Consider the following 13,079-nt stretch of genomic DNA (forward strand, 5'->3'; position numbering starts at 1 on the left):
GACGTGACCGAGTCCATACCGGATTCAGCGGCGGAACTGCGCGCGGCGCGTTCCCGTTCCTTCGGCGCCGAAGCCGCCGCTTACGCCGAGCACCGTCCCGATTACCCCGTCGCCGCTCTCGAGTGGGGACTGCCAGGGGGCGGCCGCGGAAGAATTCTCGATCTCGCCGCCGGAACCGGAAAACTTACCGGGAACCTGCTATCGCTCGGCGGGGTAACCGTCATCGCGGTCGAACCGGACGACGGAATGCGGGCCGAACTGTCCAGGCGGCTGCCCGCCGTCGAGGCGTACCCGGGTACGGCCGAACGGATTCCGCTCCCGGACAACAGTGTCGACGCGGTTTTCGCGGGCCAGGCATTTCACTGGTTCGACGTCTCCTCCGCACTCACCGAGATCGCCCGGATACTGCGACCGGGTGGCACGGTGGCCGCGTTGTGGAACCACGACGACGAATCCGTGCCGTGGGTCGCCGCATTCTCCGCACTCGTCCGTACCGGGGTCAGCAGGGGATGGGCCGACGCGAGCCGCCCGCTTCCGGAGCATCCCGGATTCCACCCGTTCGACCGCGCCCGGTTTCCGCACGCGCACCGCCGCACAGCGGAAACACTCACGGCCACCGTCGCCACGCATTCGCGCTTTCTCGTCGCCACCGGTGCCGAGCGCGCGGCCGCGCTGGCGAAGGTCCGGGAATTCCTCCGCGACACCCCCGAGACCGCGGACGGCGAATTCGAGCTGCCGCTGGTGACGACGGTCATTCGCGCGGAGCGCCGGTAAGGAACATCACCCGTTTCCCCGCCTCCCCGGTGCTACCTTCGGAAGTGGTGGCGTTCCGCCCCGGACGAGCGCGTCGTACCCGGTCAGGACAAGACGGCGCAGCACACACCGGCACGATCCCCGTGCCGGCGGGTACTGCGAAAGGCTCGTCATGTCGTGGCTCGTTCTCGTTCTCTCCGGTGTGCTCGAAACCGTGTGGGCCGCCGCGCTGAGCGCGTCGAAGGGTTTCTCCAAACTGTCGCCGACGCTGCTGTTCGGCGGTGCGCTGGTACTGAGCATGGGCGGTCTCGCCTACGCCATGCGGACCATTCCGATCGGCACCGGGTACGCGGTGTGGGTCGGCATCGGCGCCATCGGCACCGCCGTGTACGGCATGGTCGCGCTCGGCGACCCGGTTTCGGCAGGCCGGATCACCTGTCTGGTGCTCATCGTCGCCGGCGTGGTGGGACTCAAGGTCCTGCACTAACCGCGGATGTGCCGCTCGTACACCAGCCTGAGGCCGAGCAGGGTCAGATCGGGCACGTGCTCGGTGATGGTGTCCGATTCGGACAGTACGAGCGGCGCCAGCCCACCGGTCGCGAGCACCGCGACCGGCACGTCGGCGCCGCCGGTCAGCTCGGCGACGATCCGCTTCACCAGGCCGTCGACCTGGCCCGCGAACCCGTAGACGATGCCGGACTGCAGGCATTCCACGGTGCTCTTGCCGATCACCGACCTCGGCGGCACCAGCTCCACCTTCCGCAGCGCGGCGGCCTTGTCGGCGAGGGCGTCCACGGAGATTTCGATGCCGGGTGCGAACGCGCCGCCGAGGAACTCGCCCTTCGCGGAGATCGCGTCGATGTTCGTCGAGGTGCCGAAGTCGACCACCACGCAGGCGGTCGGGTGCAGATGGTGCGCGGCGAGGGTGTTGGCCAGCCGGTCGGCGCCGACCTCCTTCGGGTTGTCCACCAGCAGCGGCACCCCGGTGCGGACGCCGGGCTCCACCACCACCTTCGGCACGTCGGCGTAGTACCGGCCGAGCAGCACGCGCAGTTCGCGCAGCACCGCCGGCACCGTCGACAGCGCACTGATCCCGGTGACCTTTCCGGCGTACTCGCCGAGCAGCCCGCGCATCGTCAACGCGAGTTCGTCGGCGGTGATCTGGGCGTCCGTGCGCATCCGCCAGTCGTGGCGGAGCTTCGCCGAGTCACCTCGGCCTTCGTAGAGGCCGAGCACGATGTTCGTGTTGCCGACGTCGATCGTGAGGAGCATCTAACCCCTTCCGGGCTCGCTCAGCCCTCCGCGTGGAGGAGCGCGTCGAGGCGTGCCGCGTCGACGGTCTCGGCGACCGGGTACGCGGTGTCGCCCTCGATCGCGGGCAGGGTCACGGTGCCGCTGATCAGCCCGGATCCGTCCGGCGCGTGCGCGGGGTCGGTGCCGGAGTCGGCGACGCGGTTGTCGGCGTCGACGAACACGATGCGCGGCTGGTACGCGGCCGCCTCCGCGGTGTCCATCTGCCCGTACGAGATGAGGATGACCAGGTCGCCGGGGTGCACCAGGTGTGCCGCGGCGCCGTTGATGCCGAGCACGCCGCTGTCGCGCTCGCCCGCGATCACGTAGGTCTCGAGCCGCGCGCCGTTCGTGACATCCACAATGGACACCTGCTCACCCGGCAGCAGGTCGGCCGCCTCCATGAGCGTCTCGTCGACCGTCACCGAGCCGACGTAGTGCAGGTCGGCCTGCGTCACGGTGGCCCGATGGATCTTCGACTTCAGCATCGTGCGGTACATCTCGGACTCCCTCTCATGCCCCTGCGTCCTGGTGTTCGGACCGCTCCACACCCTGCACGGCCGCCTGGCCGAGCAGCAGCGGAACGTTGTCGATCAGCCGGGTTCGCCCCACCCTGGCCGCGATCAGCAACCGTGCCTCACCCTCGACGGGCGCCGGCCCCAGATCGGTTCCCCTGACCTGGAGATAGTCGAGCTCCACTTTGGGGCGTGCCGCCAGTACCCGCCCGGCAGCGGCCAGCACTTCACCCGTTCCGTGCCGGCCGGCGTGCACTCCCGCCGCCAGCGCCGCCGAGAGCACCACCGCGTCCTGCCGTTCCTCCCCGGTCAGGTAGACGTTGCGCGAGGACAACGCCAGCCCGTCGGACTCCCGCACCGTCGGCACGCCGATCACCCGCGTGTCCAGGTTCAGGTCGCGCACCATCCGCTTCACCAGCACGAGCTGCTGGTAGTCCTTCTCCCCGAAGAAGGCGTAGTCGGGGCGCACGATGTTGAGCAACTTCGCGACCACCGTGAGCATTCCCGAAAAATGCCCCGGCCGCACTGTTCCTTCCAGTTCGTCGCCGAGTGGGCCCGGGTGCACGGTCACCGCCGCGCCTTCGGGGTAGAGGGCCTCGGCCGAAGGGACGAACGCGTACTCGGCACCGGTCTCGCCGAGCACGTCGAGATCCGCCTCCAGCGGACGCGGGTACGCCTCGAAGTCCTCGCCCTCCCCGAACTGGAGGGGGTTCACGAAGATCGACGCGCCGACGACCGTGTTCGGCAGCCGCTTGGCGCGCCGCAGCAGCTCGCGGTGCCCGGCGTGCAGCGCGCCCATGGTGGGCACCAGCGCGACCTTCCGGCCCACCTTGTGCAGCGCGGCCGTCACCCTCGTCAGGTCGGCTGGCGCGCGGTAGGTGTTGAGCGTGCCGCGGGTGAACTTCGGCGCGGTCGACATGCGCTGGGGGGTCGGCGGGGTCATGATCGTCCTTCAGTGGTCATGGCGGGTTTCGCCGAGCAGCTGGGAAATCTCGTTCGCGGCGCCGGCGCCGAGCATCCCGGACGCGGTCGCGCGCGCCACCGTCCGCCCGGCGAGCGTGCGGTACGACGGCGCGACCTCGGGCGCGTTCTCGGCCAGCACGGCAAGGTGCTTGCGGACGGTGCCCTCGTCCCCGCGGGCCACCGGGCCGGTCAGCGCGCGGTCGCCGTGGCGCAGCACGTTGTCCAGAGCGGCCGACAGCAGCGGCCCCAGCACGCGCTCGGCGTTCGCGACACCGGCGCGGCGCAGCACGTCCGCGCAGTCCGCGATCAGGGTGACCAGGTGGTTCGCGCCGTGGGCGAGTGCCGCGTGGTAGAGGCCGCGCGCCTGCTCCGGCACGCGGACCGGCTCGGCGCTCATCTCCATCGTCAGCGCTTCGCCGACGTTCCAGGCCGCTTCGTCGCCGTCGGCCGCGGTGATGCCGACGCTGCACGCGGCGATCCGCTCCAGGTCCTCCTGGCGGCCGGTGAACGTCATCACGGGGTGCAGGGCGAGCGGCAGCGCGCCCGCCTCGGCCACCGGCGCCAGCACCGCGATGCCGTGCGCGCCGGAGGTGTGCGCCACGATCTGGCCCGCGCGGATCGAGCCCGTCGCGACGAGACCGCGGACGAGCCCTTCGAGCGCGTCGTCGGGGACCGCGAGGAGCACCAGGTCCGCGAGCCGCACGACCTCGTCCGGCGGCAGCAGCGGCACGTCGGGGAGCATTCGTTCGGCGCGGGCCAGTGACGCCGCCGAGATCCCGGATGCGGCGACCACGGTGTGCCCGGCACGGGCCAGCGCGGCGCCGAAGACGCTGCCCACCCTGCCTGCCGACACCACGCCGACGGCCAGCCGCGCCGGGCGCAACATCGCGGGGCCGGCGTGATCGCTCATGATTGCGAACTCCCTACTCGTTCCAGTCCCGCTCGTCGTGGGTACCGGACGACGGCGCGAGAGTAGCTCCCGTCCGCGCACGAGGGGAGGGGGTTTATGACCAGCTTCACCCGTCCTGGGACCCCCTGCGCGGGGAGTCACCGTTCGCGGACGCAAGGCGAACCGCTTCGGCGCGGGAAGCGCGCAGCGTGTCCAGCAGCTCACCGCGCCGCTGCTCGCTGTCCGGCTTCGGGACGTCGCCGCGCAGCAGGAAAGCGAGCTCGGTGACGGCGGACTGGTAGGCCGCGACCGCCTTCGCCGCCGCCGGACCCGACTGCTTCCGCGCCTGCTGCCGCCACTTCCGGCGACCGGCGAGGCTCGCGAACAGCCCCATCTCGGACCGCGCGATCCACCGCGCGTCCGCCATGCCCGGCAGCGCCGCTTCGACGATCCGCTGCTCGCGGCGCCGGTTGAGCATGATCAGCATCACCACCCCGATGAACATCGGGACCATGATCAGGAAGTACACGTTCAGGAACGTCTTCGCGCCGCCGAGCACCGCGGCCGAATTCCACAGCGCGTGCAGCGCGACCGCGCCGAGGTAGCCCCCGAGCGACGCGAGCCAGCGCACGACCGGGCTCTTGGTGCGCGCCGCGACGCCGATCCCGATGCCGAAGACGACCGCGAACAGGGGATGCGTGAACGGGGAAAGCACGCCGCGCAGGACGAACGCGGCGAGCACCCCGGGGTTCGACCCGTCGCCGAAGCCGTTCTCGGCGAACGCGCGGCCGAAGTAGTAGATGTTCTCGGTGAAGGCGAAGCCGGTGGCGCTGAACCCGGCGTAGACGATCCCGTCGATCACGCCGTCGAACTCGCCCGCGCGCCGCCACAGCACCAACAGCACGAAGGCGCCCTTCGCGGCCTCTTCGACCAGCGGCGCGGACACCACCGCGCTGAACTTGCTGCCGTTGCCGCTGCCGAGCAGCAGGTCACCGACGGCCTCGGCGGTGTTGTTGATCAGCAGCGCGGTGATCGTGGCGAAGCAGGCGCCCCAGGCGAACGCCAGCAGAAGAAGCTTCGCGGGCTCCGGCTCCCACCGGTCCACCCACAGCAGCGCCGGCACCACGACCGCGACCGGTACCAGCGCCGCGACGACCCCGATCATCGCCGGGCCGACGCCGACCCGGACGGTGGCGAGGCCGAGCAGCAGCAGCCCGCACACCGCCAGCACGACCAGGCCCAGCAAGGGCAGCAGGACGGTGATGCGGCGCGGTCGTCGTGTGTTCCCGAATTGCACGTCGGATCCCCTCACGCCCGGTAACCCTACGTGCACCCGGTTCAGTCTTCGGCGCGGCGCCTGCGCCGCGGGGCCGTTTCGCCGGAACCGTGCGCGGCGAGCAACTCCGTGACCGAACGACCGGCGCCCGAACCGTGCGAGCCGGAGGACTCCGGTTGCGGGGTGTGACCACTGCCGTGCGTTTCGGCGGCGCGGCGGCGGCCGGAGCCGTTCGCGTCGTCCGGTTTGGCGTGGCTGCCCGAGTGACGGGACCCGTTGGTGTCCGGGGCCTCCCAGGCGGGTGGCTCACCGTCGGGACGGCGGCGCCTGCCCCCGGTGTTCTCGGCGGCGGAGCCGGCCGCCTGCACGTCGTCGTCCTCCGCGCGGCGCCTGCGCCCGCCGGACCGGCTCTCCTGGATCTCGCGGGCCGAAGGCGGCAGCGTCGGGTTCGGCCTCGGTTCCTCCGCCGCGCTCGCGGCGGCGGGCTCGGCGGTGTGCGACCCGTGCCGGGACGGCCTCGACGGCGCGGGCTCGGGTTCGGGCCGGCGCGGCTGCTCGAAACGGCCCGAGGGCATCGGCTCGGGCTGCTGCGCCGGTGCCTGCCGTGCGGGCTCCTGGCGTTCCTGCCTGGCCGGTTCGGGTTTGGGCGGGTTCGGCCGGGCGGGCGGCATCGCGGGCTTGGACGCCTCGGCGGGCAGGTGCCTTCCCTGCCGTGCCGGGGGCAGGTCACGCCCGCTGGGCTCCCCGGTCGCGAACGCCCCGGTCCCGCTGGGGGCCTCGGCGCTTTTAGCGGGCAAACCGTTCCCGGCGCCGTTGGGATGGGAACGCCTCGTGGCGGGCCCGAACTCGGCCCCCCTCGCCGGGAAGGCGGCGGACAGGTCGTTCACCGGACGGTCCTTCGACTCCCAGGACGGGGTCCATTCGGCCTCGAGGCCCTTGACCAGATCGGCCGCCTTCGGCCTCGCCGGTTCGGAGTTCGCCGCGGGCGCCTGGCGCTCCGGCGCGCGGGACGGCCGTGCGGCAGGCTTCCCGCGCTCGATGTGATCGAGCGCGGGCCTGGTCAACTCGGGCTCGGCGGGTGCGGGCTCCGGCTTGCGCGGCGCGGGCTCGGCCCGTGCGGGCTGCTGAGCGGGTTTCGGCGGCGTGCTCGGGGTGACGCGCACGGGCTTCGGGACTCGCCGCGTCGGCGGTCCGGCGTCGGCCTCGGGCTCCGGCCTGGACGGCTTCTGCTTCGGCTTCTCGGCGGGCTTCGGCGGGCGGCGCTGTTCCATCCCGTTCGCGCGCTCGATGACGCGGTCGATCAGCTCGGTCGGCCGGTCCGGCACCTCGGCGCCGTTCTGCTCGCCGTGGCCGTTCTGGCTGGGCGTGTGGCTGGACGCGGCGATCTGCTTGCCATTCGCACCTTGCACGACACGCTGCTTTTCCAGGGAGCGCATGCGGGTCGCCTGCGCGGTCAGCGCGACGCGCTCGTACAGCACTTCGCCGCCGAAGAGCGTCTGCAGGCTCTCGCGCAGCGCGCTCACCTCGACGCGGAGCGCGTCGAGCTCCTCGCGAGCGTCGTCATCCGCACGCTCACGCGCTTCGGCCTCGACTTCGAGCTCGAACTCACGCCTCGCGGCGATCTCGCGTTCGAGCTCCAGTTCGTACAGTTCCTGCGCCTGCGCGACGGCGTCCTCGCTGGCACTCGCGTGCTTGCGGTACCTGACGGCGAGAAAGGCGCCGAGCAGTGCGGCCCACAGTGCGGCGACGATGCCGAGCCTGAGCAGGCGCGCGTCGTCACTGAGCACGAGGGCGAGCGTGGAGCCGACGGCGAGGAGCAATCCGGCGACAAGCCACGACCTACCCGTAAGGCGGCCGCGCGAGTCGTCACCCACGCCAGTCATGCCCAACACCGTACCTTCTAGTAACCCGTCTGAGACCTAGTCGGTACTTCGAGCGGTGGTTTCTCCGCGTTAACCGGTCACCCCACCGGGGCGATCACTATCACCCCGGTCGGGTGTACGGCAGCAGTGTTCGAGCCAGAGCGCCGCGGCCCCCAGCAGCAGCCCGCCGAGTGCGCCGAGCAGGGCGCTGGTGGTGTCGGACGCGGCCGCGGCGAGGTGCGACCGCTTGGGCAGCAGGTAGGCGATGGCACCGAGCCACCCGCCGAGCATGAGCGCTCCGAGCAGCGAAGACGCCTTCGCGAGCGCGACCGAGCGGGCGATCGCGATGGCGCCCATCACACGTCCGGCCTTGATCCGCGCCCGGATCGAGAAGGCCAGCACGACCTCGACCAGTGCGAGCACGAAGAGCGCCGCCCCGGCCGCGAGCGGCATTCGAGGCAGGGACCCGTAGGCCGTTTGGAAGAGCAGGTACCCGACCACAAGGCCGAGCACGCCCGCCACGAGCAGCTCCCGGGGCCGCGTGAAATGCATGGCCCCACCGTATGCGTGTGACGCTCGCCATGTCCGGCCGGATTCGCCGCCACCCGGCCGCGCCCGCGAGCCGTCGGCCCCACCGGCTCCCCGGTGGCCGCTGAGCGCGTTTAGCCCGCTAACTGCGCGCGACGGCACCTCGGCGCCGGTTCGCGTCGCCGGTCGCGTTTAGCGGGCTAAACGCGCCCGGCGGCCCGGGCAGGCGGGACGGGTGGGTCAGCGGAGGGTCAGGGTGGTTCGCCGCACGCTTGCCAGGTCGGCTTCCGGGCGCGCGGCCAGCAGGGCGGCGACCGGGCCGTGGCCGGGCAGCTCTGCCTCCGGTTCGATCTCGAGCCAGGGGACGAGCACGCTCGCCCGGTCCGGGGTGCCGGGATGGGGCAGCAGCAGCGCGGGGTCGGCCGAGCGCACCCCTTCGACGGTCACTATGTCGACATCGAGGGTGCGCGGGCCCCAGCGCCGCTCCCGGACCCGTTCCGCGGCCCGCTCGAACGCCTGGCCGGTGCGCAGCCACGCCCACTCGTCGCGGGCGGGGTCGTCGACGACGCACACCGCGTTCAGGAAGTCCGGCTGGTCTTCCACGCCCCACGGCGCGGTTTCGTAGACGCTCGAAACCGCGGCCAGGTGGGCACCGAGGCCGTCGACCACCGAGCGCAGGAACCCGAGCCGGTCCCCGAGGTTCGAGCCGAGCGACAGGACCGCGCGCGTCACCGCTCGCGCCGGACCGTGACGGCGACGTCGTCGAAGGTGAGCGGGATGGGCGCCGACGGCTTGTGCACCGTCACCTCGACCGCGCGCACGCGCTCGTCTTCGAGCACCTTCACCGCGACCGCGCCCGCGACGGACTCGATCAGGTCGAACGGCTTCCCGGAGACGATCCCGGCGGTCGTCTCGGCCAGTTCGCCGTAGTGCAGGGTCTGGTGCAGGTCGTCGGTTTCCGCGGCCGCGGTCAGGTCGAGCCACACCGTGACGTCGATGACGAAGACCTGGCCGTCGCGCTTCTCGTGCTCGAAGACGCCGTGCCGCCCGAACACGCGCAGCCCGGTCAGCGTGATCCGATCCCCGCTGGTGTCTTCGATTCCGCTCATGGTGCTCCCCGTTCCCATGCCGACGCCACCGCGACGGCGTCGAGTGACGCGCCGACCTCGTGCACGCGGACACCCCAGGCGCCCGCGGCCGCGGCGAGCGCGGACACCGCGGCGGTGGCCGTCTCGCGCCCGTCCGGCTCACGCGGGTTACCGTCTACATCGGACAACAGGCGGCCGAGGAAGCGTTTGCGGGACGCGCCGACGAGCACCGGGAAGCCGAGTTCCAGCAAGGAGTCCAGCCCGTGCAGCAGCGCCCAGTCGTGCTCGGCGCGCTTCGCGAACCCCAGCCCGGGGTCGAGCACGATCGCGTCCGCTTCGACGCCGGCCGCCATCGCCGCGTCCACCCGCGCGCCCAGTTCCGCGCGCACGTCGCGCACGACGTCGCGGTAGGCGGCGAGCGCGTTCATGTCCTTGCTGTGCCCCCGCCAGTGCATCAGCACCCACGGCACGCCCGCCGCGGCGGCCACCTTCGCCATGTCCGGGTCGGCCAGCCCGCCGGACACGTCGTTGATCACGCGGGCGCCCGCGTCGAGCGCGGCCGCGGCGACCTCGGCCCTGGTGGTGTCGACGGACAGCGCGATGCCCTCCGCGGACAGCTCCCTGATCACCGGGAGCACCCGCTCCAGCTCGACGCGTGCGTCCACACGGGACGCTCCGGGCCGCGTCGATTCGCCGCCGACGTCGATCATGTCCGCGCCGCGCGCGCACATCCGGCGCGCGTGCGCGAGCGCGTCGCCGAAGTCGAGATACCTGCCACCGTCCGAAAAGGAGTCCGGGGTGACGTTGAGCACGCCCATCACGACGCAGCGCCCCGGTGACGGCAGCGCGGAGGTCACCGACGGCTCCTGATCAGCTCGATCGCTTCCGCGCGCGAGGTCGCCGACGTCTGGAGCATCCCGCGCACCGCCGAGGTCGTGGTGCGGGCGCCCGGCTTGCGGATGCCGCGCATCGCCATGCACAGGTGCTCGGCCTCGATCACCACGATCGCGCCGCGCGGCTGCAGCTTGCGCATCAACGCGTCCGCCACCTGCGAGGTCAGCCGTTCCTGCACCTGCGGGCGCTTGGCGTAGAGGTCTACGAGCCTGGCGAGCTTCGACAACCCGGTGACGCGGCCCTGGCTGTTCGGGATGTACCCGACGTGCGCCACCCCGTGGAACGGCACCAGGTGGTGTTCGCAGCAGCTGTACAGCGGGATGTCGGTGACCAGCACCAGTTCCTGGTGCGACTCGTCGAAGGTCCGGTCCAGCACGTGGTCCGGCTCTTCGTACAGCCCCGCGAACATCTCGCGGTAGGCGCGGGCGACCCTGGCGGGCGTGTCCCGCAGCCCGGTGCGGTCGGGGTCCTCCCCGACCGCGAGCAGCAGTTCACGCACCGCCTTCTCGGCCCTGTCCTGATCGAACACCGGCCCCGGATCGGGGACCGGGCCGCTACTGGCGATGGCTGCCGTCCTGGTCGTCCTTGCCGCCTTCGCGACGACGGTCTTCCTGGCCCTCGGCGAACCAGCCCGGCCCGCCGGGCGGCGGCTGCTGCTGCTCGCCCTCGGGACGCCACGGCTGCTGCTGCCCCGGCCGCGACCCCGGCGAAGTCGCCGGGCGCCACCCGGGAGGTGCGCCGTAGTTCGGCGGGCCGCCCTGGCCCTGCTGCGGGCTGCCGTAGTTCTGCGGCCAGCGCCCCGTGCCGTTGGGGCCACCGCCGTTCGGGCCGCCGCCGTTGGGGCGGCCGTTCGGCGGGTAGCCACCACCGGGGGGCGGCGCGTAAGGGTTGCCGGGAGGCTCCGGGTTCGCACTGTGCGGTGGCCCGCCTGGCAGGTCGCCCGCGCCGGGCGCGGTGCCGACCGGGGTCGGTTCCGGCCGCAGGACCGGCTTCTCCTCCGACGGCGGGGGCCACGGCTCGCCGCGCTCCATCGCCAGTTCGCCGGGCGTCTTGATCGGCGGCTTGTTCGACGGGGTGCGCTCACCGAACTCGTTGAACACGGTGATGTGCGGCCGCTTTTCGACCGAGGCGAAGATCCGCTCGAGATCCTTGCGGGTGAGCGTTTCCTTCTCCAGCAGCTCGATGACCAGTTCGTCGAGGACGTCGCGGTAGGTGTTGAGCACCTGCCACGCTTCGGTGTGCGCGGTCTCGATGAGCTTGCGCACCTCCTCGTCGATCTCGTGCGCGACCTCGTGCGAGTAGTCCGCCTGACGGCCGGCCGAACGCCCGAGGAACGGGTCGCCCTGTTCCTGGCCGTACTTCACCGCGCCGAGCCGCGCGCTCATGCCGTACTCGGTCACCATCGCGCGGGCGATCTTGGTCGCCTGGTCGATGTCCGAGGACGCGCCCGTGGTCGGCTCGTGGAACACCAGCTCTTCGGCGGTCCTGCCACCCATCGCGAAGACCAGCCGCCCGATCATCTCGGAGCGGGTCATCAGCTCCTTGTCGTCCTCGGGGACGAGGAGCGCGTGCCCGCCGGTGCGGCCGCGCGGCAGGATCGTCAGCTTGTAGACCGGCTCGATGTCCGGCATCGCCCACGCGGCGAGCGCGTGCCCGCCCTCGTGGTAGGCGGTGATCTTCTTCTCCTTCTCGGAGATGATCCGGCTCTTGCGCGCGGGCCCGCCGACCACGCGGTCGACCGACTCCTCGAGCGCGGTGTCGGTGATCACGTGCCCGTTCTGGCGCGCGGTGAGCAGCGCCGCCTCGTTGAGGACGTTCGCGAGGTCCGCGCCGGACATCCCGACGGTCCGCTTGGCCAGCCCGGACAGGTCCGTGCCCTGCGCGATCGGCTTGCCCTTGGCGTGCACCTCGAGGATCCGCTGGCGGCCGCGCATATCCGGCGCGGACACCGGGATCTGCCGGTCGAACCGGCCGGGGCGCAGCAGCGCCGGGTCGAGGATGTCCGGGCGGTTGGTGGCGGCGATCAGGATGATGCCGCCCCGCGCGTCGAACCCGTCCATCTCGACGAGGAGCTGGTTCAGCGTCTGCTCTCGCTCGTCGTGCCCGCCGCCGAGGCCCGCACCGCGCTGGCGGCCCACCGCGTCGATCTCGTCGACGAAGATGATGCACGGCGCGTTCTGCTTGGCCTGCTCGAACAGGTCGCGCACCCGGGAGGCGCCGACACCGACGAACATCTCGACGAAGTCGGAACCGGAGATCGTGTAGAACGGCACGCCCGCCTCGCCGGCGACAGCGCGCGCGAGCAGCGTCTTACCGGTGCCGGGCGGCCCGTAGAGCAGCACGCCCTTCGGGATCTTCGCGCCGAGCGCCTGGTAGCGCGCCGGGTTCTGCAGGAAGTCCTTGATCTCGTACAGCTCTTCGACGGCCTCGTCCGCGCCCGCGACGTCACCGAAGGTGGTCTTCGGCATGTCCTTGTTGAGCTGCTTGGCCTTCGACTTGCCGAAGTTGAGCACCCGGTTCCCGCCGCCCTGGGCGTTGTTCATCATCCACATCAGCAGCAGGAGCAGCAGCCCCAGCGGGATCGCCATGATCAGCATCTGGCTGAGCCAGCTCGACTGCGTGACGGTGGTGTTGAACTTCAGCGCCGCGGTGCCGTTCTTGGCGTCGAGGAGCGTGCCGTAGATCTGGTCCGCGGCCAGCGCGGGGAACTCGGCGATGATCTGGTCGGCCTGCTGGCCGTCCACATCGATCTTGTTGGTGAGCTGCAGCTTGAGCCGCTGCTCCTTGTCTTCGATGTTCGCTTCCTTGACGTTCCCAGCCTTGATCTGCTGGATCGCCAGCGAGGTCGGTGCCTGGGTGAATCCGCGATCGCTGTCGAAGAGCTGGCTGGCCGCGACCCACAGCAGCACAATCGCCACGATCCACAGCAGCGGGTTCTTGAGCACGCGCTTCCGGTCCATACGACTCGGCCGTGTGGCCTCGACCCTCCCTGGTTAGGCGGTAGATGTGACATCCGCCGTC

Annotated in this window: 14 protein-coding genes and 1 riboswitch; of the genes, 2 read left to right on the forward strand and 12 right to left on the reverse strand. The window is 71.6% G+C overall.

The window, feature by feature from the left end:
• Positions 1-3: 3 nt before the first annotated feature.
• Entirely contained in the window at positions 4-774 is a 771-nt protein-coding gene (locus ABD256_RS03390; RefSeq protein ID WP_344413238.1) for a class I SAM-dependent methyltransferase, read from the forward strand.
• Positions 775-815: 41 nt separating this feature from the next.
• A riboswitch (guanidine-III (ykkC-III) riboswitch) is annotated at positions 816-877 on the forward strand.
• A 48-nt stretch (positions 878-925) separates the two neighbouring features.
• Entirely contained in the window at positions 926-1,240 is a 315-nt protein-coding gene (locus tag ABD256_RS03395; protein WP_344413241.1) for a DMT family transporter, read from the forward strand.
• Here the strand turns inward: ABD256_RS03395 and ABD256_RS03400 are convergent.
• The 12 genes from ABD256_RS03400 to ftsH form a co-directional block, all read right to left on the reverse strand.
• Entirely contained in the window at positions 1,237-2,025 is a 789-nt protein-coding gene (locus tag ABD256_RS03400; protein ID WP_344413243.1) for a type III pantothenate kinase, read from the reverse strand. The two genes, ABD256_RS03395 and ABD256_RS03400, sit on opposite strands and share 4 nt — an antisense overlap.
• A gap of 20 nt (positions 2,026-2,045) precedes the next feature.
• Positions 2,046-2,543 (reverse strand): aspartate 1-decarboxylase, encoded by a 498-nt coding sequence (gene panD / locus ABD256_RS03405; protein WP_344413245.1) that lies wholly within the window; start codon positions 2,541-2,543, stop codon positions 2,046-2,048.
• Between the two features lie 13 nt (positions 2,544-2,556).
• Positions 2,557-3,501 (reverse strand): pantoate--beta-alanine ligase, encoded by a 945-nt coding sequence (panC, locus tag ABD256_RS03410; protein ID WP_344413247.1) that lies wholly within the window; start codon positions 3,499-3,501, stop codon positions 2,557-2,559.
• A 9-nt stretch (positions 3,502-3,510) separates the two neighbouring features.
• Positions 3,511-4,407, reverse strand: coding sequence for a Rossmann-like and DUF2520 domain-containing protein (locus ABD256_RS03415; RefSeq protein WP_344413491.1), 897 nt, complete (start codon positions 4,405-4,407; stop codon positions 3,511-3,513).
• Positions 4,408-4,537: 130 nt separating this feature from the next.
• Complete coding sequence (locus ABD256_RS03420; protein WP_344413249.1) at positions 4,538-5,707, reverse strand: PrsW family glutamic-type intramembrane protease; 1,170 nt, start codon at positions 5,705-5,707, stop codon at positions 4,538-4,540.
• Positions 5,708-5,748: 41 nt separating this feature from the next.
• Entirely contained in the window at positions 5,749-7,569 is a 1,821-nt protein-coding gene (locus ABD256_RS03425) for a DUF6779 domain-containing protein (protein WP_344413251.1), read from the reverse strand.
• Positions 7,570-7,638: 69 nt separating this feature from the next.
• Positions 7,639-8,100 carry a DUF3180 domain-containing protein gene (locus ABD256_RS03430; RefSeq protein WP_344413253.1) on the reverse strand — a complete coding sequence of 154 codons (462 nt, stop codon included), beginning with the start codon at positions 8,098-8,100 and terminating at the stop codon, positions 7,639-7,641.
• A gap of 216 nt (positions 8,101-8,316) precedes the next feature.
• Positions 8,317-8,808 carry a 2-amino-4-hydroxy-6-hydroxymethyldihydropteridine diphosphokinase gene (gene folK / locus ABD256_RS03435; protein ID WP_344413255.1) on the reverse strand — a complete coding sequence of 164 codons (492 nt, stop codon included), beginning with the start codon at positions 8,806-8,808 and terminating at the stop codon, positions 8,317-8,319.
• Positions 8,805-9,185 (reverse strand): dihydroneopterin aldolase, encoded by a 381-nt coding sequence (folB, locus tag ABD256_RS03440; protein WP_344413257.1) that lies wholly within the window; start codon positions 9,183-9,185, stop codon positions 8,805-8,807. Before folB ends, folK begins: the two co-directional genes overlap by 4 nt.
• Positions 9,182-9,982 carry a dihydropteroate synthase gene (folP, locus tag ABD256_RS03445; RefSeq protein WP_344413493.1) on the reverse strand — a complete coding sequence of 267 codons (801 nt, stop codon included), beginning with the start codon at positions 9,980-9,982 and terminating at the stop codon, positions 9,182-9,184. The genes folB and folP overlap by 4 nt, the downstream gene beginning before the upstream one ends.
• A gap of 35 nt (positions 9,983-10,017) precedes the next feature.
• A complete protein-coding gene (folE, locus tag ABD256_RS03450) occupies positions 10,018-10,623 on the reverse strand; it encodes a GTP cyclohydrolase I FolE (RefSeq protein WP_344413495.1) in 606 nt (201 codons plus the stop codon).
• A complete protein-coding gene (gene ftsH, locus ABD256_RS03455) occupies positions 10,613-13,018 on the reverse strand; it encodes an ATP-dependent zinc metalloprotease FtsH (RefSeq protein ID WP_344413259.1) in 2,406 nt (801 codons plus the stop codon). Before ftsH ends, folE begins: the two co-directional genes overlap by 11 nt.
• Positions 13,019-13,079: the final 61 nt, after the last annotated feature.

Origin of the sequence: Amycolatopsis minnesotensis, from assembly GCF_039529815.1 — a bacterium.
In the GTDB taxonomy this organism is placed as follows: domain Bacteria; phylum Actinomycetota; class Actinomycetes; order Mycobacteriales; family Pseudonocardiaceae; genus Amycolatopsis; species Amycolatopsis minnesotensis.